Below are 24,583 nucleotides of genomic sequence, written 5' to 3' on the forward strand. Positions count from 1 at the left end.
CCTCATGGCCGACACCGCGTTCAAAACTGTCATCAAGCTCGACTAGGCTCAGCAGGTCATCTTCCCGAGCCTCCTCCATGTTCAAAGGCTTGCCCCTGCTTTTCCTGCTGCTCAGCCTCTCGGCCCACGCCGAAAACTGGCCTGCCGAGCAATGGACAACCGGCCCGACCGTCACCGGCCCGGCGGTTCAGGCCCTTGAGCACTACGCCTTCCCACTCCGCAACGACACCACCCGCCAGGGCATCCGCACCGATGCCTTGCTGGTGATCCGCGACGGCCGGTTGATCTACGAACGCTACGCCGGGCCGACCACCGCCGACACCCCGCACCTGACCTGGTCCATCAGCAAAAGCCTGATGGCGACGTTGCTCGGCGTGGCCTATGGCGAAGGCCTGTTCAAATTGCAGGATCCGGTGTTGAAATTTTATCCACCCCTGCAAACGCGCCCGACCATGACCATGGCCGACCTGCTGCACTGGGCCTCGGGTCTGGACTGGCAGGAAGACTATGAATACGCCCCTCTGAAGTCCTCGGTGGTGGCGATGCTCTATACCCGCGGTCGTCAGGATATCGCCGCGTTCACTGCAGGCCACGACGCCTATGCCCAACCCGGTCAGGCATTCCGTTATTCCAGTGGTGACACCAACCTGCTGTCGGCAGCGCTGAGAAGCATCGTCGGTCCGGCCCGTTATCCGGACTATCCCTGGACCGCGCTGTTCGACCCCTTGGGGATTCGCCATGCGGTCTGGGAATCCGACGCCAGCGGCACCTTCGTCGCTTCGTCCTATGCTTACCTCACTGCCCGGGACCTGGCGCGGGTCGGCCTGTTGATGGCCCGCGACGGACGCTGGGGCGAGCGCCAATTGCTGCCCAAAGAGTGGGTCGCGTTCAACCGCGAACCGTTCGCCCGCTATCAAGCCAATCAGGACGATGCAGTGCCCGGCGGCCATTGGTGGCTCAATCGCTCGCTTGAGGGCGCAGCACAACCCTGGCCCGATGCTCCCGCCGACACCTTTGCCGCACTGGGCCATTGGGGTCAGGCGCTGTATGTGATTCCCGGTGAAAACCTGGTGATCGTGCGCTACGGCGATGATCGCGACGGCAGCTATCGACACAACGAATTGCTCAAGCTCGCGCTCAAGGCCTTTGCCGCGAAGGTGCAGCCATGAGTCGCCATGGGTTGGTTCGTCGCCGACCGTTCAGCATGCTGTGGTTGATCCTGCTGATCGCTTTGCTCGGCTGGATCTGGCAGGAGCGGGAGGCGCTGTGGGCGTTCCCGGATATCATCAGCGCCTATACCGCCAAGGAATATTGTTCGTGCCGGTACGTGATGGGTTACGACGCCGGGTATTGCCATGGCTATGTGAAGCAATGGCTGCCCACCAGCGGGTTTACCGATGATCCAGTGAACAAGCGCGTGACGGTCAGTGGCATGGGGAGAAGCCACAATGCGCAATGGCTGGGCGAACACCAGGGCTGCCGCCTGAATCCGTGATGGGTCGCTCTTTGCAGGAGCCGGCTTGCTGGCGATGGCGCCCGGGAGATCGCCATCGCCAGCAAGCCGGCTCCTGCAGGTGCGATCTTTTGATCTTCACGGTTTGCAACACGCCCGCGGACGGTTAAGGTTCGCTCAGGTTTATTTGCCCCCACGAGTCTTTATGCTCAACCGCTCCCTGCTCAAACACCTCGCCTTCCTGCTCCTGGTCTGTTCCTCGTTATCGGCCCAGGCTAATTGGTACCTGGACGGCGAGTCCTCGCGGCTGTCGTTCATCAGCACCAAAAACGCCAACATCTCCGAAGTACAACGCTTTCTGGTACTGCACGGCAAGGTCAGCCCAACGGGTCTGGCCGAGGTGGAAGTCGAGCTGGAGTCGGTCAACAGTGGCATCCCCCTGCGCGACGAACGCATGCGCAAGGAGCTGTTCGAGATCCAGACATTCCCCGAAGCGTTGATCACCACGCAAATCGATCTGCTCCCGATCAACGACCTCGCGCCCGGTGCGCAGCTGGAATTGCGCTTGCCGTTGACTGTCGACCTGCATGGCAAACAACACCAATACAACGCCGAGCTGTTGGCGACGCGCCTGGATGACCGGCGCTTTCAGGTCGTGACCCTCGAGCCGCTGGTGATCAATGCCGAAGACTTCGACCTGGCGCCTGGCCTGGAAAGCTTGCGCAAGGTCGCCGGCTTGTCGGCCATCAGCCTGTCGGTGCCGGTGGGTGCGGTACTGATCTTCACGGCGCGCTGACATGGCCGGCGCAATTTTCCCTTGGCGTGAAGGCAATGCTTTTGAATTGCTGATCGATGGCCCGCAGTTCTTTCCACGGATGCTGGTCGCGATTGCCCGCGCCGAAGAACAGGTGGAGCTGGAGCTGTACCTGGTGGAGGTGGGCGCCTGTGCCGAGGCCATGGTTCAGGCGCTGATCCAGGCCGCCGAGCGCGGTGTGCGGGTACGTTGCCTGTTCGATGATTACGGCAGTCTGGCGTTCACGCTGACCTTGCGTCGGCGACTGGTGGCCGCAGGTGTCGAGCTGCGCTTCTACAATCGCCTGAGCTGGCGCCGCTGGGTGGGCAATTTCTACCGCGATCACCGCAAGCTGTTGCTGGTCGACCAGTGTCTGGCGGTGGTCGGCGGCACGGGCGTCACCGATGAATTCTGGACGCCCGGAGAAGACACCAGCCAATGGCACGAAGTGATGGTGGAAATCAGTGGTCCGCTGGTCATCGACTGGCAGTTGCTGTTCGATCGTCAATGGATCGCCAACCGTCATCGCCGCGCCTGGAAACCTGCGTCGAACTTCGGCTTGCCGCGCCTGCCGCGCGTGCCGGCCATGGGCGAGGGCATGGGCCGGGTCGCTTATGCCGACGCCCGTCAGCACCGGGACATCCTGCAATCGCTGATTCGCGCACTGAACAGTGGCCAGCGGCGGATCTGGCTGGCGACCCCGTATTTCCTGCCGACCTGGAAAGTCCGGCGCTCACTGCGCCGGGCCGCCTCCCGAGGCGTCGACGTGCGCCTGCTGCTGACCGGGCCGCGCACCGATCACCCATCGGTGCGCTACGCCGGGCATCGTTACTACCCACGACTGCTCAAGTCCGGGGTGAAAATCTTTGAGTACCAGCCATGTTTCCTGCACCTGAAAATGGTGCTGGTTGACGACTGGGTCAGTATTGGCTCGTGCAACTTCGATCACTGGAATCTGCGGTTCAACCTGGAAGCCAACCTCGAAGCGCTGGATGCAGGGCTGACCCGCGCGGTGGCAGCGAGCTTCGAGACGGACTTTGCCCTGAGCCAGGAGGTCAGCCTCGAGGCCTGGCAACGCCGGCCGCTGTGGCGGCGGATGAAACAACGGGCGTGGGGGTGGGTGGATCGGTTGGTGGTCAATCTGCTGGATCGGCGGGGCTGAACACAGATTCCGAAAACACTGAGATCAAATGTGGGAGCGAGCTTGCTCGCGATGAGGCCAGTTCAGCCGACATCAATGTTGAATGTCAGTCCGCCATCGCGAGCAAGCTCGCTCCCACATTGGTATTGCGTTGGCTCAGGGATTACAGCAGTTCAAAACTCTGCTGCGTCACATCCGCTGAATCCAGGCCGATCTGCACATTGAACTTGCCCGGTTCCGCCGCGTACTTGAGCTGGGCATTAAAGAACTTCAGATCATCCTCGGTGATGGTGAAGCGCACGACTTTCTGTTCGCCGGCCTTGATCATGACTTTCTGGAAGTTCTTCAGTTCCTTGACCGGTCGGATCATCGAGCCGGTCACGTCCTGGATGTACAGCTGCACCACGGTTTCGCCGTCACGTTTGCCGGTGTTTTTCACCGTGACGCGGGCATCGAGCTTGCCGGTCTTGTTCAGCGTGGTCGCGGACAGGGCCATGTCGGTCAGGCTGAAGTCGGTGTAACTCAAGCCAAAACCGAACGGGAACAGGGGGCCGGTGGTGTCATCGAAATACTGCGAGGTGTAATTGCCCGGCTTGCCCGGCGTGAACGGCCGGCCAATGCTCAGATGGTTGTAGTAGGTCGGAATCTGACCCACCGAGCGCGGGAAGGTGATTGGCAGCTTGCCCGACGGGTTGTAATCGCCGAACAGCACGTCGGCGATGGCGTTGCCGCCTTCGGTGCCGCTGAACCAGGTTTCCAGGATAGCGTCAGCCTGTTCCTTCTCTTCGAGAATCGACAGCGGGCGGCCGTTCATCAATACCAGCACCAGTGGTTTGCCGGTAGCTTTCAAGGCCTTGATCAGCTCGCGCTGGTTGACCGGGATGTTCAGGTCGGTACGACTTGACGATTCATGGGACATGCCACGGGACTCGCCCACGGCTGCCACCACCACGTCGGCCTCCTTGGCAGCTTTCACGGCCTCATCGATCAACACTTGGTCCGCACGCGGATCGTCCACCACTTCCGGGGCATCGAAGTTGAGGAAGTTCAGGTAATCGAGGACCTTCTTGTCGCTGGTGATGTTGGCGCCGCGGGCGTAGATCAGCGTCGACTGTGCGCCCAGCGCATTCGTCATGCCGTCGAACAGGGTCACCGATTGCGCAGGCCGGCCAGCAGCGGCCCAACTGCCCATCATGTCGATCGGCGCCTTGGCCAGCGGGCCGACCAGGGCGATTTTCGCGGTTTTCTTCAGCGGCAGGGTTTCGCCCTGGTTCTTCAGCAACACCAGGCTGCGGCGCGCGACATCGCGGGCCTCGGCACGGTGCAGGCGGCTCTCGGCGTAGGTGTCGACCGGGTCATCCTCAGCCTTGCCGATGCGCAGGTACGGTTCCTTGAACAGGCCCATGTCGTACTTGGCGTCCAGCACGGCACGCACGGCATTGTCGATGTCGCTCTGCTGGATCTCGCCGGCCTTCAACAGTCCCGGCAATTCCTTGGCATAGAGCGTGTCGTTCATGCTCATGTGGATGCCCGCCTTGATGGCCAGCTTCGCGGCTTCGCGACCGTCACGGGCGACGCCGTGCTTGATCAATTCGAAAATCGCCCCGTGGTCGCTGACCGCCAGGCCCTTGAAGCCCCATTCCTTGCGCAACAGATCATTCATCAGCCAGGTGTCGGCGGTGGCCGGCACGCCGTTGATCGAGTTCAGCGCCACCATCACCCCGCCGGCACCGGCGTCAATCGCCGCGCGGTACGGCGGCAGGTAGTCCTGGTACATCTTGACCGGGCTCATGTCGACGACGTTGTAGTCGCGACCGCCCTCGACCGCGCCGTACAAGGCAAAGTGCTTGACGCTGGCCATGATGCTGTCGGCCGCGTTGGCGCCGCTGCCCTGAAAGGCCTTGACCATGACGCCGGCGATGCGCGACACCAGGTAAGTGTCTTCGCCGAAGCCTTCGGATGTACGACCCCAGCGTGGATCGCGGGAGATGTCGACCATCGGCGCGAAGGTGATGTCAAGGCTGTCCGCGGCGGCTTCCCTGGCGGCGACTCGCCCGGACAGGCCGATGGCGTCCATGTCCCAGCTCGAGGCCAGGGCGATCGGGATCGGGAAAATGGTGCGGTGACCGTGGATCACGTCATAGGCGAAGAACATCGGGATCTTCAACCGGCTGCGCATGGCCGCGTCCTGCATCGGACGGTTTTCCGGGCGGGTGATCGAGTTGAACGTGCCACCGATGTTGCCGGCGGCGATTTCCTTGCGGATCATTTCGCGCGGCATTTCCGGGCCGATGCTGATCAGGCGCAACTGGCCGATTTTTTCATCGAGGGTCATTTGCTTCATCAGGTTGCTGACGAAGGCGTCCTTGTTCTCCAGAGGTGCGGGTGTCGTGGCGGCCAATACGGTATGACTGGCCAGGCTGACGAACAGGCCCAGCAAACACAGCTTCTTCATGAATGGTTTTCTCTAAAGCCTAAACGGCAGTGAATACGCGCCGGTCAGCCAAAATTTAGGGAGCGACTATTGTTGTTCAGGTAAATGCAGCACACTTCTACAGTGTTTTAGCGCTGGGGCATCTTTTAGCCCATTGGCTCGATGCAATCCAGTAGCGGCGCAGATTATGCCCCAAGCGCCGTCTCAAAGTTCGCAGGTTGTTTTTCAACGGAATGTGCAAGGGAGCGTCAACCAGATGAACGTACGACACCACTATCGGTCCAGCCTGCAGGTCGCAGCCTTGATGTTGCTGGCCACCTTGCTGGCCGGCTGCGGCATCAACAACATCCCGACCCTCGACGAACAGGCCAAGGCCACCTGGGGCCAGGTGCAGAACCAGTACCAGCGCCGCGCCGACCTGATCCCCAACCTGGTGGAAACCGTCAAGGGTTACGCGCAGCATGAACAGGAGACCCTGACCGCGGTGATCGAGGCCCGGGCCAAGGCGACTTCGATCCAGGTCGATGCCAGCACCCTGGACAACCCGGAAAAACTCAAACAGTTCCAGCAGGCCCAGGATCAGCTGACCGGTGCACTGAGCCGGCTGATGGTGGTGTCCGAGCGCTATCCGGACCTCAAGGCCAACCAGAACTTCCTCGCCCTGCAATCGCAGCTTGAAGGCACCGAAAACCGGATCGCCGTGGCGCGCCGTGATTTCATTCTCGCGGTGCAGAAGTACAACACCGAAATCCGCACCTTCCCCGGTCGCCTGTGGCATACGGTGATGTACAGCGATCTGCCGATCCGCGAAACCTTCGAGGCCACCAGCCCCGATGCGCAAAAAGCACCTGAAGTGAAGTTCCAGTAAGCGCCGGTTCAGGTTAGATGCGTCACCATGGATGAGGTTGCCAATGCGCGTGTTGAAAGTGGGCCTGGTCCTGTTGCTCTGGGTGTTTGCCCTGGCGGCCCAGGCCGAATTGAAGTTCCCGCAGCTGACCGGGCGGGTGGTGGACAACGCCGGGCTGATCGAGCCGTCGGTGCGCGAGCAGCTCACACAGCAGCTCGATGCCCATGAAAAGGCCACGGGTGAGCAGTTGGTGGTGGTTACGCTGCCCGATTTGCAGGGCACCGACATTGCGGACTTCGGTTATCAGCTTGGGCGCCATTGGGGCATCGGCCAAAAGGACAAGAACAACGGGGCGTTGCTGATTGTTGCCCGCGATGAGCGCCGGTTGCGCATCGAAGTCGGATATGGCCTGGAAGAGCGCCTGACCGACGCGCAGAGTTCGGTGATCATCAATCAGGTGATCACCCCGGCATTCAAGGCCGGCAACTTCAGCAAGGGCATCAGCGACGGGGTCGCGGCGATGCTGGTGGTGCTGGGGGGAAATCCGCTGGATGAGCCTTCCACGTTGTACGAGTCCCGAGGCGATCAGGAGAGCGACTTCGTTTCACGGCATCCGGGATTATTCGTGTTTCTGGTGATGCTGTTCATCCTGACGATTTTCGTCTGCCAGATGCTCGGCATCCTGCCAAGCGGTGGCAGTGGTGGCAGAGGCAGCTCGGGTGGCGGGTTTGGCGGCGGCGGTTTTGGTGGTGGAGGTGGGGGTTTCAGCGGCGGCGGGGGCAGCTTCGGCGGTGGCGGTTCGTCGGGCGGCTGGTGATGGCACTGGCGGTAAAAACATTAGCGAGCAGGCATTTTCAACATGGCATTACTGACCGAACACGAACAACGTAAAGTCGCCGAGGCGATTGCCCGGGTCGAGCGCGACACCGACGCCGAACTGGTGACGGTGCTCGCGGCCCGTGCTGACGACTATGCGTACATCCCATTGCTCTGGGCCAGCCTGCTGGCGCTGGTGGTGCCGGGTGTCGTGCATTACCTGACCGGCTGGCTGACCCTGCACAGCCTGCTGCTGGTGCAATGGGGCAGCTTCATCGTGCTGTGCCTGGTGTTCCGTATTCCGCAAGTCACCACGCACCTGATCCCGCGCTCGGTACGTCACTGGCGCGCCTCGAACCTGGCCCGTCGGCAGTTCCTGGAGCAAAACCTGCACCACACCACGGGCAGCACCGGCATGCTGATTTTCGTCTCCGAAGCCGAGCGCTATGTGGAAATCCTGGTGGATGAGGGGATTTCGCAGCGCCTGGGTAACGAGAACTGGGACGCGATCGTGACGGCGTTCACTCGGCAGGTGAAACAGGGACAGACCTTGCAGGGGTTTGTCACTTGCGTCGAAGCCTGCGGCGAATTGCTCAAGGTGCATGTGCCGGTGACCCATGTGCGCAATGAGTTGCCCAACCGGTTGGTGGTGCTTGGCTGAGCACCATTACGCTGCGGTTGTGTAGCGCGCGACGCTACAATCCCGGCCCGTTGTCTGAGTCCAGGCCTGACTTCAACATCTCTCTCTAACAGTGAGCGCCCGGTAACGGGTGTTCTGACATAGAGGGAGTTCTTGTCATGTCAATGCATCAACCGCTCGACTCTTATGCTTGTGCAGTGCCCGGTGGCGGAGCCAATGCCCCGTCGGCCGGACTGACGGCGAAAGAGAAACAAGCCCTGATCTGGTGCTTCCAGGGGAAAACCTCCTGGGAAATCGCCAGGATTCAGAATTGCTCGGTCTCCACGATCAATTTCCACTTCTCCAATATCCGCCGCAAGTTTGCCGTCAGCTCGCGCCGTGCCGCTTTGCTCAAAGCCATCGAGACGGGCGTGATTGCCATCGCAAGCATCGATTCGCGAGGCGCCCATGAGCCTGACTGATTCGACCTATAACAGCCTCAGTGGACTCATGCTGGGTCTGGGCATCGCGACACTGCCCTCGATCGACGGCGAGGCTTTGTTCGGTGCGGCATTGGGCGCGTGGCTCGTCACGACGACCGGGAGCAATTTCAAGGCCTGGCAACGTATCGGTTCCTGGTTGCTGTCGGCGGGCGTCGGCTATCTGTTCACCCCTGTTGCGTTGCGGCTGGCCCCTTTCCTCACCGGAGGCGTGACGGCCTTTTTCTGCGCGCTGATCGTTATCCCCATCAGCATCAAGCTGATGCAGTGGATTGACGGTGCCGGTATCGGCGAAATCATTCGGCACCTGCGAGGACGGGGGTGATGGGTAATGAAATGATCGCGCTTGTCTTTGTCACCGGTGTCGCTCATTTATTGAGTGCGTTCAGGCTTGCCTGTTATCAGCGTAACGAACGACGTCATTGCTGTCGGGACGGATTGTTGATCAGTCTGTGCGGAGGGGTGTTTTACCTTGGCGGCCTGGATGTACTGCTGACATTTGTGCCGGTGAGTCCATGGCATGCAGTGGTGAGCGTTTTGTCATGCGCACTGATTATTCGCAGCAGCGGCAACATTATGGTGTTGTGGCATGCCTTGAAGTAATCAGACTTCGGTTACATATGACTTCATGTGTCGTTCGAGTGTTGCAGTGCAGCCAGAATAGAGGCCATTTCCGAAAGTTTGAGTTCCATATCGCGCAATCGCCATTTTTCTTCCAGTGCGTTTTGTATGGCACAGCGATCATCTTCATTGAGCAATCGCCAGAGCGCGAGAATAGTGTTTTCCCGTGTCGTGCTTTTTTGATGGTTATCGGGGGGAGCGTCAGGCGTAGGCCGCAGGATGGGCCCTTCACCCAACAGCAACCAGTCGAGCGAGATACCACGTGCTTGCGCGATTTCTACGCATAATGAGTATGGAGTGCTGTCGCGTCCTTTCCAGCTACTGAGTGTTTGAGGGCTGATCTGTAGCGCGGAAGACAACGAGGCATCGGTTTTTGTGCCTGTAATCAGCTTTAAGCGAGACAGAACAGCTTGTGATTTTTTGCTACTCAATTTTAGCCTCTTCCTTTTGACACGCGCATTTTGAGTGTCTAGATTACGCGTAGTGAGTACTTTCTTCTTGTGAGTAATCAATCGTCAACTATGAAACAGAAAAATACGATGTTGAAACTTCCTAATGGTATCAGGGTGATTTCCTACGAGCTTGGTTCGTGCCGATTATGGAGCCACCCGTCGCACTTCCTATTGTCCGGCCGACCTGATTCCCAAGGCAGGATCGAGGTGATCAATGTTTCAAGCAGTATTGCGTTTGATCATATCGATTGCCACCAGATGACTGCCGAGGGTCAAGCATGAGTACTTACAAAATGGTGTGTCCGCATTGCTTGAACCGGATGCGTATCAGAACCAGCGAGGGCCGGCATATTTTCCTGCGGGTAGCGTATTTGCAATGTACGTCGGAAGCCTGCGGCTGGTCGGTGCGGGCCGAGTTCGAAATGACCCATGAACTTTCGCCCAGTGGCATGCCCAATCCTGCCGTGCACCTGCCCTGCGCGGGGGCCGACCTGCGTCGCGCTGCCCGACCTGTTGCGGTAGCGAACCCACCGACGGAAGCGCCTCAGGAGTCACTGGCATGACGAGCAGCGATGAAGGCCAGGCGTTGGATGAGGAGTTGCTGGCCATTGCCCAGGCATTTCTGGCCCGCCATGAGGGCGATGGATCGATTGATGATCAGGTGCTGTTCTGTCGTGCAGTGAAGCACCTGGAGCATGTCGATGTGCCGATGCATCTGGCAGAAAGACTGGTCAGCCATGCCTACGGAGCGCTCAAGTCCAGCCATGATCGCCGGCGTCTGGATATCGCGGCCAGCTCCGAGACCGTCGCCGTGGTCACTGATCCGGCCAACGGCCTGACCTGGGCAGTGCCGGTGGGGTTAATTGTCAAATACGTCATCAACTCGCCCTCCAACCGTAAACTTCGGCTGGTGGAACCTTGAGGATTCAATAGCTGTATTCAGGTCCTGGATGGCGTTGCCGGGACCTGGAAGAAAAATAACCCCGTGCCGAAAACGCCCATCCCCCCTAAAATGCCGTTCATTCCCCGATTTTTCACGCCGAGACGTTTTTTACATGTCCGTTACCGCCAGCCTCACGCCGGATCATCACGCGCTGTTTATCGACCTGTTGGCGACCAGTCTGAAGCAGAGTGCTTTCATCAAACTGGTGCTGGCCAAGTACGTCGGCGCAGAGCCGGACCTGCAGCGGTTGATCATCAAGCAACTGACGGTCAAGGATCAGCCCTGCTTGTCCTTCGTCTATCGCTACAAGACCCGCGACATTACCAAGAACCTGTCGCTTGCCGAGGGCATCGCGACCGTCGCCGAATTGCTGCCGGCATCGTTTAAAAATGCGCATTTGCTGGCGCTGACGGACGAGGCTCAGCTCGAATACAGCAAAAAGGGCAAGTCGTCGCTGTTCAAGAGCAAACCTCAGCAATTACGCGAAGTGCCGTCCGCCGAGCACAACCGCGAGAAAAATCGCTTCCTTGACCTGAGCCGGCCATTCCTCGCCGACCTCGGCGTGACGAACAGCAAGCACGAGCTGATCCCGGCGATGTCGCGCAAGTGGAAGCAGATCAACAAGTTCATCGAAGTGTTCAGCCATGCGTTGACCTCGTCGCCCCTGGCGCTGGACAAACCGGTAAGGGTCGCGGACTTCGGTTCGGGCAAGGGGTATCTGACGTTCGCGATCCACGACTATCTGCGCAATACCTTGACGACCGAAGGGGAGGTGACCGGGGTCGAGCTGCGTGAAGACATGGTCACCCTGTGCAATACGGCGGCTGCAAAGCTGGAGCATCCGGGCCTGGTGTTCAAATGCGGCGATGTGCGCAGCGTCGCGCCGAGCGAGCTGGACGTGATGATCGCGCTGCATGCCTGCGACATCGCAACCGACTACGCGATACACACCGGCATTCGCTCCGGCGCCTCGATCATCATGTGTTCACCCTGCTGCCACAAGCAGATCCGCCTGCAGATCCAGAGCCCGGCGCTGCTCAAGCCGATGCTGCAATACGGCCTGCACCTGGGCCAGCAGGCGGAAATGGTGACCGACAGTTTGCGTGCATTGTTCCTGGAGGCCTGCGGCTACGAGACCAAGGTGTTCGAGTTCATCTCACTGGAGCACACCAACAAGAACAAGATGATTCTGGCGGTCAAACGCGCCGAGCCGGTGGACCCGAGTCAGCTGTTGGGGAAGATTCAGGAGCTGAAGGATTTCTACCGGATTACCGAGCACTGTCTCGAAACCTTGCTGCGAGCCGACGGTTACCTCTGACCCTGTGGGAGCGAGCCTGCTCGCGAAGGCGCTCGACAGCCAACAATGTTGTTGGCAGTTACGGCCCCTTCGCGAGCAGGCTCGCCCCCACAGTTGATTTGACCGCCGTCTTGCGCCCCAGTATCACCGTCACGATCACCCCGGCGGCAAACAGCCAGGTGATCGGCTCGACGTGTTCCCCGAAGAACAACGCCGAAAACGCGATGGTGAAGAAGATCTGCAACAGCTGGATCTGACTGACCCGGGCAATGCCACCCATGGCCAGCCCGGCGTACCAGGCAAAGAAACCGATGAACTGCGAGAACAGCGAGACGTAGCCGAACGCCCACCAGGTTCTGCTCGAAATCTCGCCCTGATGTTGCAGCGCCAGGTACAGCACCGGCCCGATCAGCAACGGCGTCGACAGCACCAGCGCCCAGCAGATCACCTGCCAGCCACCCATCTCCCTGGCCAACCGGCCACCCTCGGCATAACCCAGGCCACCCACGGCGATCGCCCCAAGCATCAGTAAATCACCGGCCTGAATGCTGCCGGCACCGCTGATCAGCGCGTAACCGAGCACCAGTGCGCTGCCCAGCGCGGCGCAGGCCCAGAAGGCTTTCGACGGTCGTTCGTGGGACAACCACGCGGCATACAGCGCTACGCACAGCGGTTGCAGGCCATTGACCAGTGCACCATGGGATGCGGGCAAGGTTTGCATGGCCCACGCCGAGAGTACCGGGAAGCCGAGAATCACCCCGGCAATCACCAGGCTCAGGCCTTTGATCTGTTTCCACGTTGGCCATTTTTCCCGGCGCCACAGCAACAGCATCGCCGCCGGAACCGCCGCGAACAGCGCCCGGCCCAGGCCGTTGAGCAACGGATGGAGTTCCTGCACGACGATTCGCGTGAAGGGCAGGGTGAGGCTGAAGATCACCACGCCGAGCAGGCCGAGGGCCATGCCGGTGTTTTCGCGCGAGGACATGATGGCAACCAGGATCGAGGGCGGAGGGAAGAGCCTTCATCTAGCCATAAACCGCGGCGCCTGCGCTGTTACAGCTAGGCGCAGAGTTATCCGTACAGTTTGAGACCCTCTTCGCGAGCAAGCCCGCTCCACATTCAACCGCATTCCCATGGGCGACTCGGTCAAATGTGGGAGCGAGCCTGCTCGCGAAAAACGATAACGCGGTCTTCAGGTAGTAGCTGGTTATTACCCACCCCCCAGGATAAGGACTAACTTGAATACTTCTGCAGGCCCACATAACCCAGAGGAGTCTCCCCATGGCTGCCAAGAAAATCCTGATGCTGGTCGGCGATTACGTCGAAGACTATGAAGTGATGGTGCCTTTCCAGGCGCTGCTGATGGTCGGCCACACGGTACACGCCGTTTGCCCGGACAAAACCGCCGGCCAGACCGTGCGCACGGCGATCCATGATTTCGAAGGCGACCAGACCTACAGCGAAAAACCCGGCCACCTGTTTGCCCTGAACTTCGATTTTGCCAAGGTGGCCGAAACGGATTACGACGCCTTGCTGGTGCCGGGCGGTCGTGCGCCGGAGTACTTGCGCCTGAACGAAAAAGTCCTGGAGCTGGTGCGGGCATTCGACAAGGCCGGCAAGCCGATCGCGGCCGTGTGTCACGGCGCGCAATTGCTGGCGGCGGCGGGGATTTTGGAAGGTCGCGAGTGCAGCGCCTATCCGGCCTGCGCCCCGGAAGTGCGCCTGGCCGGCGGTACGTTCATCGATATCCCGGTGACGGAAGGTCACGTTCAAGGCAATCTGGCCACTGCCCCGGCCTGGCCGGCGCACCCGAGCTGGCTGGCCGGTTTCCTCGGGTTGCTTGGCACCAGAATCACGCTATAACGAGGACCTGTCCATGTGCGAGCTCTACGTCAAGGCCGATCCGATTCTCTACGAGTCGCGCTCCCGCTCGCTGCGCATCTGCGGGGTGGTCACCACCTTGCGCCTGGAGAATCAGTTCTGGGACATTCTCAGCGAAATTGCCGAGGTCGACGGCATGACCACCAACCAGCTGATCGCCAAGCTGTATGAAGAGGTGATGGATTATCGCGGCGAGGTGGTGAATTTTGCTTCGTTTCTGCGGGTGAGTTGTACCCGGTATCTGAGTCAGCGGCGGGGGCAGGCACCTGAGTTGTCGGTGGTGCGAGCGGGGGTGAAGTAGAGTGGTTTTGTATTGACCTTGCCGGCCCTTTCGCGAGCAGGCTCGCTCCCACAGTGGGTTGTGTACATCAATCCATGTGGGAGCGAGCCTGCTCGCGAAGAGGCCCGCACAGGCGACAGAAATCCCGGCCTGGTCTTTACTCTGAAGCGCGCAACCTCATTCGCCAAGGAGTAAGAGCATGTCCGGATGGTACGAAGTCAGTAAAAGCAGCAACGGCCAGTTCAAATTCGTACTGAAGGCCGCCAACGCCGAAACCGTTCTGACCAGCGAGCTGTACAGCACCCGCGCCGCCGCCGACAAAGGCATCGCCTCCGTTCAGGCCAATAGCCCGCTGGATGAACGCTACGAGAAGAAAACCACCAGGGATGGCCATCCTTACTTCAACCTCAAGGCCGGTAACCACGAGACGATTGGCAGCAGCGAGGCTTATTCCTCCGATGCCGCGATGGACAAAGGCATTGCCAGTGTAAAGACCAACGGCCCGACCAAGGTGATCAAGGACAAGACCTTGCCGGTGCTCTAACCACCCACAAATCCCCTGTAGGAGCTGGCAAGCCAGCTCCTACAGGGGGGGCGTGCTTGAGGTCAGCGCAATGTTTTCAACAAACCCTGCAACTGGCCGAGGCCGGCTTCGCCCAACGGAAACACCGGCAACCGTGGATCGCCCACTTCCAGCCCGGTCGCCCGCAGACCGGCCTTGATGGTCGCCGGCAAGCCACCCTTGAGGATGAAGTCCAGCAGCGGCAACTGGCGATAGAACAGTTCGCGCGCCTTGCCCAGATCGTTGGCCAACATCGCTTCATACAAATCAAGATTGAGTTGTGCGATCAGGTTCGGCGCCGCCGTGCACCAGCCTTTCGCACCCGCCGCAAAAGCTTCCAGCGCCAGCGGATTGCAGCCGTTGTAGAACGGCACCTGACCTTCGCCCAGCAGTTGCAGCTTGTGCATGCGCTGGATGTCGCCGGTGCTCTCCTTGACCATGGTCACGTTGTCCACCGAGTTGACGATGCGCAGGATCAGCTCAACCGACATGTCGGTGCCGCTGGTGGCGGGGTTGTTGTAGAGCATGATCGGCACGCCGATGCTGTCGCCGATGGCGCGGTAGTGAGCGAGGATTTCCGCTTCGCTGAGTTTCCAGTAGGACGTCGGCAGCACCATCACCACGTCGGCACCGTGAGCCTCGGCGAAACGAGCGCGGCGCACCGCTTTGGCGGTGGTCAGGTCGGACACGCTGACAATGGTCGGCACGCGCCTGGCGACATGCCGGATACTGAATTCGCTGACCTGATCCCACTCCGCGTCGCTCAGGTAGGCGCCTTCGCCGGTGCTGCCCAGTGGGGCGATGGCGTGGACGCCGTCGTCGATCAGGCGGTCGATGGAGCGTCCGAGCGCGTCCAGATCAACGCCGTCGCCATTGGCGGTGAACGGGGTGATGGTGTAGCCAATGATGCCGTGAATGGTTGGGGTCGACATGCTGTCTCTCCTGCAGAAAATGGGTGGGTTCAGTTCAGGCAATCGGCGTGTTGACGCAGATTCTGCCGGGCGTAGTAGTTGAACGCAGCGGCGTGGCGTTTGGGTTTCGAAATCCAGTCATGGGCTTCACGACCCAGCTCCGGCAGGATCGGCTTGATAACCCCGGCACTCATCGCCAGCAGTTGCAGCTTCGCGGCGCGCTCGATCAGTTGCGCAATGACACAGGCTTCTTCGATGGTCGTACCGGTGGACAACTGGCCATGGTGCGAAAGCAGGATCGCCCGTTTGTCGCCCAGCGCCCCGGCAATCAGTTCGCCTTCTTCATTGCCCACCGGCACGCCCGGCCAGCCTTCGAGAAACGCGCAGTCGTCGTACAGTGGGCAGAGGTCCATGTGGGAAATCTGCAGCGGTACCTCCAGCATCGACAGCGCCGCAACGTGGGTCGGGTGCGTGTGAATGATGCAGTTCACGTCCGGTCGGGCGCGGTACACCCAGCTGTGGAAACGGTTGGCCGGATTGGGCATGCCATGGCCTTCAAGCACTTCCAGGTCTTCGTTGACCAGCAGCAGATTACTGGCGGTGATCTCGTCGAAACCCAGGCCCAGTTGCTGAGTGTAATAGGTCCCTGGCTGTGGGCCGCGGGCAGTGATTTGCCCGGCCAGGCCGGAGTCGTGACCATTCTCGAACAGAATACGGCAAGTCAGGGCCAGCTTTTGCCGGTCGGTCCACGTATTATCCGCCAGGGTATTTTGCATCTGTGTCAGCGCTTGCTTGACCAGCTGCTCTTTGGGTAGTGCTAAGGTCTTGGTCATATCGGTGTCCTTTGGTGCGTTCAATGGACGTCGGTTTTGCCGTTCACTCGTTGCTCGCAAGGTCATGGGTGAATGCAAATGACACAAATGAGAATATATGACACAAAGTGTCATTGGCAAGGACAACTCATCGATTTTTTCTGGATTAATCGCTCTACATGTCTATCCGTTTGAAATTACTGAGAAAAAAATTGGGCGTGACGCTGGAGGCCTTGGCCGAAAAGTCCGGCATGACCAAGAGTTATCTGTCGAAGGTCGAGCGCGGGCTGAACACCCCGTCGATCGCGGCTGCGCTGAAACTGGCCAAGGCGTTGAACGTGAAGGTCGAAGAGTTGTTCTCGGAAGACAACGTCAGCCTCGACAGCTACAGCCTGGTGCGCAGCGCCGAACGCCAGGCCCTGGGGGCCAATGACCAGAGCCCGGGTTACTCGGTGCTGGCCCATCAGGTCAGTGAGCGAAGCCTGTTGCCGTTCATGATTTATCCGCCGACCGAGTTCGCCGACAAGACCTTCAAGGAGCATTTGGGGGAAGAGTTTCTGTTCGTCCATGACGGGCAGGTGGAAGTGGACTTCATGAACGAGCGGGTGCTGCTTGATCGCGGTGATGCGCTGTATTTCAATGCGCAGAAGCCGCACCGGATTCGCTCGGTGGGCGAGGTTCAGGCGCAGTTGCTGGTGGTCGTACACAGCGCCGAGGAATGAGTGGCTCGCGGCTCGTTGGCCAGCAAGCGGGTCGCAGGGTCTGCCGTGGGGGTGGGCCAATAGCGGTCGGCCCCGGTCCGTATCGAACTCGACATACCGGGCGCAGGCGCTAGGCTTGCTGGAGCCGTATCGACGATTTACCGATCATCGGGTCCCGCAGCGCCGCTGGTTCCGCTACAATGCGCGCCGATTTCGACCTGCCTGAGAGCCCACTCATGTCCGCCTGCCAGACTCCTATCATCGTCGCCCTGGATTTCCCCACCCGTGACGCCGCACTGAAGCTGGCCGATCAGTTGGACCCGAAGCTGTGCCGGGTCAAGGTCGGTAAAGAACTGTTCACCAGCTGCGCTGCGGAAATCGTTGGCACCCTGCGTGACAAGGGTTTCGAAGTATTCCTGGACCTCAAGTTCCACGACATCCCCAATACCACCGCCATGGCCGTCAAGGCGGCTGCAGAAATGGGCGTATGGATGGTCAACGTGCACTGTTCCGGCGGTCTGCGCATGATGGCCGCCTGCCGCGAAGTGCTCGACCAGCGCACCGGCCCCAAGCCGCTGTTGATCGGCGTGACCGTGCTGACCAGCATGGAGCGCGAGGATCTGGCGGGTATCGGTCTGGATATCGAACCGCAGGAGCAGGTCTTGCGTCTGGCAGCTCTGGCGGAAAAGGCCGGGATGGACGGTCTGGTCTGCTCGGCCCTGGAAGCCCAGGCCCTGAAAGCGGCTCATCCTTCGCTGCAACTGGTGACCCCGGGGATTCGTCCGACGGGCAGCGCCCAGGACGATCAACGCCGCATCCTGACCCCGCGCCAGGCGCTGGATGCCGGTTCCGACTATCTGGTAATCGGCCGTCCGATCAGCCAGGCGGCGGATCCGGCCAAGGCATTGGCGGCCGTGGTTGCCGAACTCGCTTAACCAGACGCCGAAGATCAACTGTGGGAGCGAGCCGGCTCCCACAGTTGTTTTGTGGTGTCTTCAGATGTCTGATTAAACCTTCAACACCAACTTGCCGAAATTTTCCCCGCTGAACAACTTCATCAGCGTCTCCGGGAACGTCTCGAGCCCTTCGACGATGTCTTCCTTGCTCTTGAGTTGCCCCTTGGCCATCCAGCCGGCCATTTCCTGTCCGGCCGCAGCGAACTGTGCGGCGTAATCCATCACCACGAAGCCTTCCATCCGCGCGCGGTTGACCAACAGCGACAGGTAGTTGGCCGGTCCCTTGACCGCTTCCTTGTTGTTGTACTGACTGATGGCGCCGCAAATCACTACCCGCGCCTTCAAGTTCAGGCGACTGAGCACCGCGTCGAGGATGTCGCCGCCAACGTTGTCAAAGTACACATCGACGCCTTTCGGGCATTCGCGCTTGAGCCCGGCGTGGATGTCTTCGTTCTTGTAATCGATGGCACCGTCAAACCCCAGTTCGTCGATCAGGAACTGGCACTTGTCGGCGCCGCCTGCGATGCCGACAACGCGGCAACCCTTGAGCTTGGCGATCTGCCCGGCAATGCTGCCGACCGCGCCGGCCGCGCCGGAGAGCACTACCGTGTCACCGGCCTTGGGCGCACCCACGTCGAGCAGGGCGAAATAGGCGGTCATCCCGGTCATGCCCAGCGCCGATAGATAACGCGGCAGTGGCGCCAGTTTCGGATCGACTTTGTAGAAACCCCGGGGCTCGCCGAGGAAATAATCCTGCACACCCAGGGCGCCATTGACGTAGTCCCCGACCGCAAACCCCGGATTGTTCGAGGCAATGACTTTGCCTACCCCCAATGCACGCATCACTTCGCCGAGACCGACGGGCGGAATATAGGACTTGCCCTCGTTCATCCAGCCGCGCATGGCGGGGTCCAGGGACAGGTATTCGTTCTTGACCAGAATCTGAGCCGCGGCCGGTTCGCCGACCGGTACTTCCTGATAGGTAAAGGTCTCGCGGGTGGCCGCGCCCACCGGACGTTTGGCGAGCAGGAACTGGCGGTTGGTCTGGGTAGTCATGACAGGCACTCAAGATGAATGAAGTCTTGTTGATAGACCTTCATGATCAATGCCGCAAGTTGGCCTGATGCGGCGAATGCACCTTGATCCAGAACAGTGATGGTCGCCCCCACGGTTTTATCATTGCAATCCATGGGCACTCAACCGGCCTTCTGATAGTGCTGCCGCGCCAAGGATGCCTGTGACTAGACTGGGGCCACGCGAACCCCCGCATCTTCTCTACGAGGACATAACAATGAGCATGACGTTTTCCGGCCAGGTGGCAGTGGTGACAGGGGCCGCGGCCGGCATTGGCCGCGCGACGGCGCAGGCGTTCGCCGCCGAAGGCTTGAAAGTGGTGGTTGCCGACCTGGACACCGCCGGTGGTGAGGGCACGGTGGCGTTGATTCGCACGGCAGGCGGTGAAGCAACCTTCGTGCGTTGCAACGTCACGCTGGAAAGCGATGTAAAAAATCTGATGGACGAAGTCGTGAATACCTACGGTCGTTTGGACTATGCCTTCAATAACGCAGGTATCGAGATCGAGAAAGGCAAACTGGCCGACGGCACGATCGACGAGTTCGACGCGATCATGGGCGTCAATGTCAAAGGCGTCTGGCTGTGCATGAAGTACCAATTGCCCTTGCTGCTGGCTCAGGGCGGTGGTGCGATCGTCAATACCGCTTCGGTGGCCGGTCTGGGGGCTGCGCCGAAGATGAGTATTTACGCGGCGTCGAAACATGCGGTGATCGGCCTGACCAAATCGGCGGCCATCGAATACGCGAAGAAAAAGATCCGGGTGAATGCGGTGTGCCCGGCGGTGATCGATACCGACATGTTCCGCCGTGCTTATGAAGCGGATCCGAAGAAGGGCGAGTTCGCCAATGCCATGCACCCGGTGGGTCGCATCGGCAAGGTCGAAGAGATCGCCAGCGCGGTGCTGTACCTGTGCAGCGACGGTGCAGCATTCACCACTGGACACTCGTTGGCGGTGGACGGTGGCGTCACGGCGTTCTGAAGCCAGGCAGCTGCAATTTTTTCCTCGGCATGATCCCGGGCAAAGTATTTCCAATAGTTGGAACCGGGGATTTTGTCGGCGTTGTCGCACATCCCATCGAGCGCTCCTGTGATTAACTGTTCCAGCCAAACGAACAGGAGTTTGCTTGCTCATGGAATTGAGAATCGATCGACAGGCCTTGGTGCCGCTCGTCCAGCAAATCGTCGATGCGCTGGCGGGCTGGCTTCGCCAAAGCGAGACATTGCCCGGGACGCGTTTACCTTCTGCGCGGCAAATAGCGCGGGATAATCTGCTCAGTCAATCCAGCGTCGTTGAAGCCTGTGAGCGCCTGGTGGCTGAAGGGGTGCTGGGGGCGCGGCACGGCAGCGGCTTCTTTGTCGCCGACCCGGCGGCTGCCCGCCCGCGATGCGATCACCCCTGGTCCGAAGGGGCAGCGGTGAAGCAGCATGGCAGCTTCGGTGACCTGAAGCTGGGCTGCGGCGGATTGCCCGTAAGCTGGCGCGAATCAGACGATCTGAGTTACGCGATCCGCCAGGTCAGTCGCACCGACATGGCCGGGCTGTTCAACTACGGCACCCCGCTGGGTCTGCCAGCCTTGCGCCTGCAAATTCTCAAGCGCCTGCGACAGTTGGATATCGCCGTGGATGAGCATCGAATCCTGACAACGGCGGGAGCCAGCCAGGGGCTTGATCTGATCGTGCGCACCTTGCTCAAGCCAGGTGAATACGTGGTGGTGGAAAATCCCGGGTACTCGATGCTGTTCGAGCTGCTCAGGCTGCACGGGATCAAGATGATCGAGGTGCCGCGAACGCCGAGCGGGCCCGATACCGAAGTACTCGAGGCCCTGCTGCTGCAATACCGGCCCCGGGCATTGTTCATCAACAGTTTCCATCACAATCCAACGGGCAGCAGCCTGGCGCCGCAGGTGGCCCGGCAGGTTCTGCAACTGGCGAAAACCCACTGTGTGCTGGTCGTCGAAGATGACGTCTATGCAGATTTATCCAGCGGGCAGGGTACCCGGCTCGCCGCGCTGGATACCGCGGACAACGTGATCTACGTCGGCAGTTTCTCCAAGACCCTTAGCAGCTCGTTACGGGTCGGCTTTGTCGTAGCCGGCGCCGGGGTCGTTTCGCGGTTGGCCGAGGTGAAGATGATCAGCAGCATGGGCGCATCACGGTTTTGCGAATCGGTGTTGGCTTGCCTGTTGGCCAGCGGTGCCTATCGCACCTTGGTACAGCGCCAGCGCCAGCGTTTGAACAGCGATCGACAAGCCGCATTGCAAGCGCTCGAAGACGCTGAGTGGGAGGTTTTCGGCAAGCCCGCCGGGGGGGTGTTCATCTGGGCGCGATCGCGGATGTCCGACTACGCTCAGGTGCGGACTCAGGCACAGCGTTTCGGTGTCCTGCTGTCTTCTGCGACGGCCTTCAGCCCCTCCGGCCAGCCTGGCGACTGGCAGCGGATCAACGTGGCCTATGCCAGTGATCCGCGAGCCCGGGCGTTTTTTCAAGCCACCGCTGTGGATCGACCTCAAGCGTTCTGAAAACGACGTGGGCATAGCTTTTTGCCATTATTCAGGCGCCAGAGACTTGTGTTGATTCAGGCCCGTTGCGACTCTGCGTCAACAGACTCTATCAGGGGACCAAGTGCAATGATTTCGGCCGTGCAAGGACGTTTTGCCAACCTCGGTATGGCGAAAAAACTGGGTATCGGGTTTGTACTCGTACTGCTGTTGACCGCGGTGGTGGCGGCCATCGGCGTATGGTCCCTGCAGACCATCAGCCAGCGCTTCGATGGGCTCAAGCAGATGTCGTCGCTCAACAGCGGTTTGCTCAAAGTGCGACTGCTTGAGCAGGAATACGCCTTGCACGGCAATCCGAAAACCGCCGAAGCCTTGCACCAGGGCGTTGACGAGCTGATTGCCCTGGCGACCGAGCTCAAGGCCCGATCGGCGGCCAACGTGCCGGTGATGAATGATGTCGAACAATCCCTGGGCGCCTATCGCAAGGCCTTTGACGAATTCGTCTCGCTCAGCCAGGCCAAGGACCTGGCGCTGGAAATGGCCAGTTGGTCTGTGTCCAGCGTGGCCAATAACCTCGATGTGCTGCAGGCCGGGCTGGCCGATGACGGCGCCTATACCTTGAAAGAATCCGAGGGCAAGGACGGTGCGCAATTTATCGAGCAAGCCAGTCAGGTCAGTCAGGTATCGCGGCTGATGTTGCAAGCCATGAACGAAGCACGCGTGCGCCTGGACCAGAGTCGCAAGGGCGACGACAGCGTGGCGCGGGGCAAGATCGAGCAGGCCGACCAGGCGCTGGCCCAGGCCGAGCAGCTCAAGACCCTGGTCAAGGATGAGGGGTACCAGACGGTCCTCAATGAAGTGGCCGGCCATATCGGTGGTTTCAGCGAAAAGCTCGCCGAATACACTGGCCTGCTGGCGCAGGAAAAGACGGTTTATGAGCAACTGCATCAGCGTGCCGCGCAGGTGGTGGAGCGGGTGGATCAGGCTTATGTCGCCGAAGACCAGTCGATGCAGACCCAGCTGAAGAAGAACTCGTTGCTGATCGTCTGCTCCTCCGCACTGGCCTTGCTGGTCGGATTGATCGCCGCCTGGGTGATTACCCGGCTGATCGTTCAACCGTTGCGCAGCGTTATTCGTGTCGCACAGCAGATTGCCTCCGGTGATTTGAGTGCGACGGTCGAGGTGACTCGTCGTGATGAGATCGGCCAGTTGATGCAGGCCATGCAACAGATGGGGGCCGGGCTCAGCAGTATCGTCAGCGGCTTGCAGGCTGGCATCGAGCAGTTGGCCAGTTCGGCGCAATCGTTGTCGGCAGTGACCTCGCAAACCAACCTGGAAGTCAGCAGCCAGAAGGAAGAAACCGAGCAGGTCGCTACGGCGATGAATCAGATGACCGCGACCGTGCATGACGTTGCGCGCAATGCGGAGGAGGCCGCTCAGGCGGCGCAGACGGCCGACGATAAGGTCGAAAGCGGTCAGGAGGTGGTGCGCCAGAGCATGGCACGGATCGAGCAACTGGCGGACTCGGCAACCTCGGCCAGTTCGAGTATCGACAGCTTGAGTGCGCAAATCCAGAACATCGGCACGGTGCTCAGCGTCATCAAGAGTGTGGCCGAGCAGACCAATCTGTTGGCGCTCAACGCGGCGATCGAAGCGGCGCGGGCGGGGGAGCAGGGCCGGGGTTTTGCCGTGGTGGCCGATGAAGTGCGGGCTCTGGCCAAACGCACCCAGCAATCGACCGAGGAGATCGAGCGGCTGGTCAGCGCCTTGCGTTCGGCGGCGCAGTCCTCGGTACAGCAGATTCAGAACAGTGGCGAGTTGGTGAAGTTGGCGGTCAGCGATGCGCTGCAGACCGAGAGTGCGCTGGGCAGTATCGCCGCGGCGGTCTCGTTGATTCAGCAGATGAACCAGCAGATCGCGGCGGCTGCCGAGGAGCAGAGTTCGGTGGCCGAGGAGATCAATCGCAGCGTGACGAGTATTCGCGCCAGTGCGGATCAGTCTTCGTTGGCGATGCAGGGGAATGCGGCGTCCAGTATTGAATTGGCGCAATTGGGGGTTGAGTTGAAGGGGATGGTCGGGCATTTTCGGCTTTGATGCTTTTGGACTTGGCGGCCTTTGGGCCGACCAGGTTCTTGTTTGTTGTGTACATATCCGTTGCTGCGGTAATGGCCGCTTATGGTTTCGCTCTTACAGCGAGGCACTTTTTTCAAACGCCAAAAAAGTACCCAAAAAGGCTCGCCCCGGCGTCCGGCCCCTCGCTAAGGCTCGGCGTTCCTTCGCTCCGGTATCCATCCGGGGACACTGCCCTCCGGTCTGCTTCGCGACGACCTACATGCAGCGTGTTCGACTGCGTCGAACGGCGCTGCGCGCCACTCCCCGGATGCACACCTCCACTCAGCCTCCCGAAGGGGCGGGTGGATCAAGATCAAGAGCTGCAGGCGAGCTAACGCTCGGCCTGTTGAGTGGCGAAGAGCGAGTGTGCGCAGATCTGCTCTTCTGTGGGAGCGAGCTTGCTCGCGAAGGCGGCCTGCCAGCCGACCTGATTCTGTGGCTGTACCCGGATCAACTTGTGGGAGCGAGGTTGCTCGCGAAGGCGGCCTGCCAGCCGACCTGATTCTGTGGCTGTACCCGGATCAACTTGTGGGAGCGAGGTTGCTCGCGAAGGCGGCCTGCCAGCCGACCTGATTCTGTGGCTGTACCCGGATCAACTTGTGGGAGCGAGGTTGCTCGCGAAGGCGGCCTGCCAGCCGACCTGATTCTGTGGCTGTACCCGGATCAAAATGTGGGAGCGAGCTTGCTCGCGAAGGCGGCCTGCCAGCCGACCTGATTCTGTGGCTGTACCCGGATCAAAATGTGGGAGCGAGCTTGCTCGCGAAGGCGGCCTGACAGCCGACCTGATTCTGTGGCTGTACCCGGATCAAAATGTGGGAGCGAACCTGCTCGCGAAGGCGGCCTGCCAGCCGACCTGATTCTGTGGCTGTACCCGGATCAA

General features: G+C 60.3%; 28 protein-coding genes and 1 pseudogene. 22 read left to right on the top strand and 7 right to left on the bottom strand.

The features are described from left to right. The first annotated feature begins 77 nt into the window (after positions 1-77). The 4 genes from ACA041_RS06235 (at position 78) to ACA041_RS06250 (ending at position 3,408) form a co-directional block, all read left to right on the top strand. Positions 78-1,169, top strand: a complete 1,092-nt coding sequence (locus tag ACA041_RS06235) for a serine hydrolase domain-containing protein (RefSeq protein WP_497440338.1) — start codon at positions 78-80, stop codon at positions 1,167-1,169. Beyond that, positions 1,166-1,495, top strand: coding sequence for an amidase (locus tag ACA041_RS06240; RefSeq protein WP_497440339.1), 330 nt, complete (start codon positions 1,166-1,168; stop codon positions 1,493-1,495). Before ACA041_RS06235 ends, ACA041_RS06240 begins: the two co-directional genes overlap by 4 nt. Positions 1,496-1,658: 163 nt before the next feature. Beyond that, positions 1,659-2,249 carry a YceI family protein gene (locus ACA041_RS06245; RefSeq protein WP_497440340.1) on the top strand — a complete coding sequence of 197 codons (591 nt, stop codon included), beginning with the start codon at positions 1,659-1,661 and terminating at the stop codon, positions 2,247-2,249. A 1-nt stretch (position 2,250) separates the two neighbouring features. After that, a complete protein-coding gene (locus ACA041_RS06250; protein WP_497440341.1) occupies positions 2,251-3,408 on the top strand; it encodes a phospholipase D-like domain-containing protein in 1,158 nt (385 codons plus the stop codon). A gap of 142 nt (positions 3,409-3,550) precedes the next feature. Here ACA041_RS06250 and bglX read toward each other — a convergent pair whose 3' ends face one another. After that, complete coding sequence (bglX, locus tag ACA041_RS06255; RefSeq protein ID WP_497440342.1) at positions 3,551-5,842, bottom strand: beta-glucosidase BglX; 2,292 nt, start codon at positions 5,840-5,842, stop codon at positions 3,551-3,553. Between the two features lie 235 nt (positions 5,843-6,077). Between bglX and ACA041_RS06260 the strand changes: the two genes are divergently transcribed. The 6 genes from ACA041_RS06260 (at position 6,078) to ACA041_RS06285 (ending at position 9,206) form a co-directional block, all read left to right on the top strand. Continuing rightward, positions 6,078-6,689: a LemA family protein gene (locus ACA041_RS06260; RefSeq protein WP_497440343.1), complete on the top strand. Its 612-nt coding sequence runs from the start codon at positions 6,078-6,080 to the stop codon at positions 6,687-6,689. Between the two features lie 43 nt (positions 6,690-6,732). Then, positions 6,733-7,485: a TPM domain-containing protein gene (locus ACA041_RS06265; protein WP_497440344.1), complete on the top strand. Its 753-nt coding sequence runs from the start codon at positions 6,733-6,735 to the stop codon at positions 7,483-7,485. 42 nt (positions 7,486-7,527) lie between these two features. Continuing rightward, a complete protein-coding gene (locus ACA041_RS06270) occupies positions 7,528-8,145 on the top strand; it encodes a TPM domain-containing protein (RefSeq protein ID WP_497440345.1) in 618 nt (205 codons plus the stop codon). A gap of 137 nt (positions 8,146-8,282) precedes the next feature. Beyond that, entirely contained in the window at positions 8,283-8,585 is a 303-nt protein-coding gene (locus ACA041_RS06275) for a helix-turn-helix domain-containing protein (RefSeq protein WP_497440346.1), read from the top strand. Then, entirely contained in the window at positions 8,572-8,928 is a 357-nt protein-coding gene (locus ACA041_RS06280; RefSeq protein WP_150748089.1) for a putative holin, read from the top strand. The genes ACA041_RS06275 and ACA041_RS06280 overlap by 14 nt, the downstream gene beginning before the upstream one ends. Further along, entirely contained in the window at positions 8,928-9,206 is a 279-nt protein-coding gene (locus ACA041_RS06285) for a phage holin family protein (RefSeq protein ID WP_497440347.1), read from the top strand. Before ACA041_RS06280 ends, ACA041_RS06285 begins: the two co-directional genes overlap by 1 nt. Positions 9,207-9,229: 23 nt before the next feature. Here ACA041_RS06285 and ACA041_RS06290 read toward each other — a convergent pair whose 3' ends face one another. Further along, positions 9,230-9,655: a helix-turn-helix domain-containing protein gene (locus ACA041_RS06290; RefSeq protein ID WP_497440348.1), complete on the bottom strand. Its 426-nt coding sequence runs from the start codon at positions 9,653-9,655 to the stop codon at positions 9,230-9,232. Between the two features lie 299 nt (positions 9,656-9,954). Between ACA041_RS06290 and ACA041_RS06295 the strand changes: the two genes are divergently transcribed. From ACA041_RS06295 to ACA041_RS06305, 3 genes are all read left to right on the top strand, one after another. After that, positions 9,955-10,239 (top strand): Ogr/Delta-like zinc finger protein, encoded by a 285-nt coding sequence (locus ACA041_RS06295; protein ID WP_497440349.1) that lies wholly within the window; start codon positions 9,955-9,957, stop codon positions 10,237-10,239. Next, on the top strand, positions 10,236-10,598 hold the full coding sequence (locus ACA041_RS06300; RefSeq protein WP_497440350.1) for a hypothetical protein: 363 nt from the start codon (positions 10,236-10,238) through the stop codon (positions 10,596-10,598). The genes ACA041_RS06295 and ACA041_RS06300 overlap by 4 nt, the downstream gene beginning before the upstream one ends. A gap of 133 nt (positions 10,599-10,731) precedes the next feature. Then, positions 10,732-11,937, top strand: coding sequence for a class I SAM-dependent methyltransferase (locus ACA041_RS06305; protein WP_497440351.1), 1,206 nt, complete (start codon positions 10,732-10,734; stop codon positions 11,935-11,937). A 58-nt stretch (positions 11,938-11,995) separates the two neighbouring features. On the opposite strand, the gene ACA041_RS06310 is transcribed toward ACA041_RS06305, so the two are convergent. Beyond that, the gene (locus ACA041_RS06310) at positions 11,996-12,901 is read right to left on the bottom strand and encodes a DMT family transporter (RefSeq protein ID WP_497440352.1); all 906 of its coding nucleotides are present in this window, start codon (positions 12,899-12,901) and stop codon (positions 11,996-11,998) included. 296 nt (positions 12,902-13,197) lie between these two features. Here ACA041_RS06310 and ACA041_RS06315 point away from each other — a divergent pair, with 296 nt between their 5' ends. The 3 genes from ACA041_RS06315 to ACA041_RS06325 all read left to right on the top strand — a co-directional run bounded on the left by ACA041_RS06315 (position 13,198) and on the right by ACA041_RS06325 (position 14,621). Then, positions 13,198-13,779 (top strand): DJ-1/PfpI family protein, encoded by a 582-nt coding sequence (locus ACA041_RS06315; RefSeq protein WP_497440353.1) that lies wholly within the window; start codon positions 13,198-13,200, stop codon positions 13,777-13,779. A 13-nt stretch (positions 13,780-13,792) separates the two neighbouring features. Then, positions 13,793-14,098 carry a ribbon-helix-helix domain-containing protein gene (locus ACA041_RS06320; protein ID WP_497440354.1) on the top strand — a complete coding sequence of 102 codons (306 nt, stop codon included), beginning with the start codon at positions 13,793-13,795 and terminating at the stop codon, positions 14,096-14,098. Between the two features lie 178 nt (positions 14,099-14,276). Then, a complete protein-coding gene (locus ACA041_RS06325; protein WP_497440355.1) occupies positions 14,277-14,621 on the top strand; it encodes a YegP family protein in 345 nt (114 codons plus the stop codon). Positions 14,622-14,683: 62 nt separating this feature from the next. Here ACA041_RS06325 and ACA041_RS06330 read toward each other — a convergent pair whose 3' ends face one another. Both ACA041_RS06330 and ACA041_RS06335 read right to left on the bottom strand, forming a co-directional pair. Continuing rightward, positions 14,684-15,571 carry a dihydrodipicolinate synthase family protein gene (locus tag ACA041_RS06330; RefSeq protein WP_497440356.1) on the bottom strand — a complete coding sequence of 296 codons (888 nt, stop codon included), beginning with the start codon at positions 15,569-15,571 and terminating at the stop codon, positions 14,684-14,686. A 29-nt stretch (positions 15,572-15,600) separates the two neighbouring features. After that, positions 15,601-16,383: an aldolase gene (locus tag ACA041_RS06335; RefSeq protein WP_497440357.1), complete on the bottom strand. Its 783-nt coding sequence runs from the start codon at positions 16,381-16,383 to the stop codon at positions 15,601-15,603. Between the two features lie 158 nt (positions 16,384-16,541). Between ACA041_RS06335 and ACA041_RS06340 the strand changes: the two genes are divergently transcribed. Together ACA041_RS06340 and pyrF are read left to right on the top strand one after the other, a co-directional pair. After that, on the top strand, positions 16,542-17,084 hold the full coding sequence (locus ACA041_RS06340; RefSeq protein WP_497440358.1) for a helix-turn-helix domain-containing protein: 543 nt from the start codon (positions 16,542-16,544) through the stop codon (positions 17,082-17,084). A gap of 215 nt (positions 17,085-17,299) precedes the next feature. Next, on the top strand, positions 17,300-17,998 hold the full coding sequence (gene pyrF, locus ACA041_RS06345; protein WP_497440359.1) for an orotidine-5'-phosphate decarboxylase: 699 nt from the start codon (positions 17,300-17,302) through the stop codon (positions 17,996-17,998). Between the two features lie 72 nt (positions 17,999-18,070). On the opposite strand, the gene ACA041_RS06350 is transcribed toward pyrF, so the two are convergent. Both ACA041_RS06350 and ACA041_RS06355 read right to left on the bottom strand, forming a co-directional pair. Beyond that, positions 18,071-19,075: an NADP-dependent oxidoreductase gene (locus ACA041_RS06350; protein ID WP_497440360.1), complete on the bottom strand. Its 1,005-nt coding sequence runs from the start codon at positions 19,073-19,075 to the stop codon at positions 18,071-18,073. After that, positions 19,072-19,209 carry a hypothetical protein gene (locus tag ACA041_RS06355; protein ID WP_497440361.1) on the bottom strand — a complete coding sequence of 46 codons (138 nt, stop codon included), beginning with the start codon at positions 19,207-19,209 and terminating at the stop codon, positions 19,072-19,074. Before ACA041_RS06355 ends, ACA041_RS06350 begins: the two co-directional genes overlap by 4 nt. Before the next feature lie 101 nt (positions 19,210-19,310). Here ACA041_RS06355 and ACA041_RS06360 point away from each other — a divergent pair, with 101 nt between their 5' ends. The 4 genes and pseudogenes from ACA041_RS06360 to ACA041_RS06375 all read left to right on the top strand — a co-directional run bounded on the left by ACA041_RS06360 (position 19,311) and on the right by ACA041_RS06375 (position 23,685). Then, positions 19,311-20,072, top strand: coding sequence for an SDR family oxidoreductase (locus ACA041_RS06360; protein ID WP_497440362.1), 762 nt, complete (start codon positions 19,311-19,313; stop codon positions 20,070-20,072). 151 nt (positions 20,073-20,223) lie between these two features. Next, positions 20,224-21,612, top strand: a complete 1,389-nt coding sequence (locus ACA041_RS06365) for an aminotransferase-like domain-containing protein (protein ID WP_497440363.1) — start codon at positions 20,224-20,226, stop codon at positions 21,610-21,612. A 147-nt stretch (positions 21,613-21,759) separates the two neighbouring features. Further along, positions 21,760-22,824: pseudogene (locus tag ACA041_RS06370) on the top strand (HAMP domain-containing protein); the annotation flags it as partial. Next, positions 22,822-23,685, top strand: a complete 864-nt coding sequence (locus tag ACA041_RS06375) for a methyl-accepting chemotaxis protein (RefSeq protein ID WP_497442014.1) — start codon at positions 22,822-22,824, stop codon at positions 23,683-23,685. The pseudogene ACA041_RS06370 and the gene ACA041_RS06375, both read left to right, overlap by 3 nt. Positions 23,686-24,583 lie beyond the last annotated feature (898 nt).

Source organism: Pseudomonas sp. LBUM1676 (assembly GCF_059695605.1).

What these genes read in the sequence shown, in the direction of transcription:
- ACA041_RS06235 (WP_497440338.1), top strand. Translation starts at nt 78, where the DNA reads ATGTTCAAAGGCTTGCCCCTGCTTTTCCTGCTGCTCAGCCTCTCGGCC.
- ACA041_RS06240 (WP_497440339.1), top strand. Translation starts at nt 1,166, where the DNA reads ATGAGTCGCCATGGGTTGGTTCGTCGCCGACCGTTCAGCATGCTGTGG.
- ACA041_RS06245 (WP_497440340.1), top strand. Translation starts at nt 1,659, where the DNA reads ATGCTCAACCGCTCCCTGCTCAAACACCTCGCCTTCCTGCTCCTGGTC.
- ACA041_RS06250 (WP_497440341.1), top strand. Translation starts at nt 2,251, where the DNA reads ATGGCCGGCGCAATTTTCCCTTGGCGTGAAGGCAATGCTTTTGAATTG.
- bglX (WP_497440342.1), bottom strand. Translation starts at nt 5,842, where the DNA reads ATGAAGAAGCTGTGTTTGCTGGGCCTGTTCGTCAGCCTGGCCAGTCAT.
- ACA041_RS06260 (WP_497440343.1), top strand. Translation starts at nt 6,078, where the DNA reads ATGAACGTACGACACCACTATCGGTCCAGCCTGCAGGTCGCAGCCTTG.
- ACA041_RS06265 (WP_497440344.1), top strand. Translation starts at nt 6,733, where the DNA reads ATGCGCGTGTTGAAAGTGGGCCTGGTCCTGTTGCTCTGGGTGTTTGCC.
- ACA041_RS06270 (WP_497440345.1), top strand. Translation starts at nt 7,528, where the DNA reads ATGGCATTACTGACCGAACACGAACAACGTAAAGTCGCCGAGGCGATT.
- ACA041_RS06275 (WP_497440346.1), top strand. Translation starts at nt 8,283, where the DNA reads ATGTCAATGCATCAACCGCTCGACTCTTATGCTTGTGCAGTGCCCGGT.
- ACA041_RS06280 (WP_150748089.1), top strand. Translation starts at nt 8,572, where the DNA reads ATGAGCCTGACTGATTCGACCTATAACAGCCTCAGTGGACTCATGCTG.
- ACA041_RS06285 (WP_497440347.1), top strand. Translation starts at nt 8,928, where the DNA reads ATGGGTAATGAAATGATCGCGCTTGTCTTTGTCACCGGTGTCGCTCAT.
- ACA041_RS06295 (WP_497440349.1), top strand. Translation starts at nt 9,955, where the DNA reads ATGAGTACTTACAAAATGGTGTGTCCGCATTGCTTGAACCGGATGCGT.
- ACA041_RS06300 (WP_497440350.1), top strand. Translation starts at nt 10,236, where the DNA reads ATGACGAGCAGCGATGAAGGCCAGGCGTTGGATGAGGAGTTGCTGGCC.
- ACA041_RS06305 (WP_497440351.1), top strand. Translation starts at nt 10,732, where the DNA reads ATGTCCGTTACCGCCAGCCTCACGCCGGATCATCACGCGCTGTTTATC.
- ACA041_RS06310 (WP_497440352.1), bottom strand. Translation starts at nt 12,901, where the DNA reads ATGTCCTCGCGCGAAAACACCGGCATGGCCCTCGGCCTGCTCGGCGTG.
- ACA041_RS06315 (WP_497440353.1), top strand. Translation starts at nt 13,198, where the DNA reads ATGGCTGCCAAGAAAATCCTGATGCTGGTCGGCGATTACGTCGAAGAC.
- ACA041_RS06320 (WP_497440354.1), top strand. Translation starts at nt 13,793, where the DNA reads ATGTGCGAGCTCTACGTCAAGGCCGATCCGATTCTCTACGAGTCGCGC.
- ACA041_RS06325 (WP_497440355.1), top strand. Translation starts at nt 14,277, where the DNA reads ATGTCCGGATGGTACGAAGTCAGTAAAAGCAGCAACGGCCAGTTCAAA.
- ACA041_RS06330 (WP_497440356.1), bottom strand. Translation starts at nt 15,571, where the DNA reads ATGTCGACCCCAACCATTCACGGCATCATTGGCTACACCATCACCCCG.
- ACA041_RS06335 (WP_497440357.1), bottom strand. Translation starts at nt 16,383, where the DNA reads ATGACCAAGACCTTAGCACTACCCAAAGAGCAGCTGGTCAAGCAAGCG.
- ACA041_RS06340 (WP_497440358.1), top strand. Translation starts at nt 16,542, where the DNA reads ATGTCTATCCGTTTGAAATTACTGAGAAAAAAATTGGGCGTGACGCTG.
- pyrF (WP_497440359.1), top strand. Translation starts at nt 17,300, where the DNA reads ATGTCCGCCTGCCAGACTCCTATCATCGTCGCCCTGGATTTCCCCACC.
- ACA041_RS06350 (WP_497440360.1), bottom strand. Translation starts at nt 19,075, where the DNA reads ATGACTACCCAGACCAACCGCCAGTTCCTGCTCGCCAAACGTCCGGTG.
- ACA041_RS06355 (WP_497440361.1), bottom strand. Translation starts at nt 19,209, where the DNA reads ATGGATTGCAATGATAAAACCGTGGGGGCGACCATCACTGTTCTGGAT.
- ACA041_RS06360 (WP_497440362.1), top strand. Translation starts at nt 19,311, where the DNA reads ATGAGCATGACGTTTTCCGGCCAGGTGGCAGTGGTGACAGGGGCCGCG.
- ACA041_RS06365 (WP_497440363.1), top strand. Translation starts at nt 20,224, where the DNA reads ATGGAATTGAGAATCGATCGACAGGCCTTGGTGCCGCTCGTCCAGCAA.
- ACA041_RS06375 (WP_497442014.1), top strand. Translation starts at nt 22,822, where the DNA reads ATGGGGGCCGGGCTCAGCAGTATCGTCAGCGGCTTGCAGGCTGGCATC.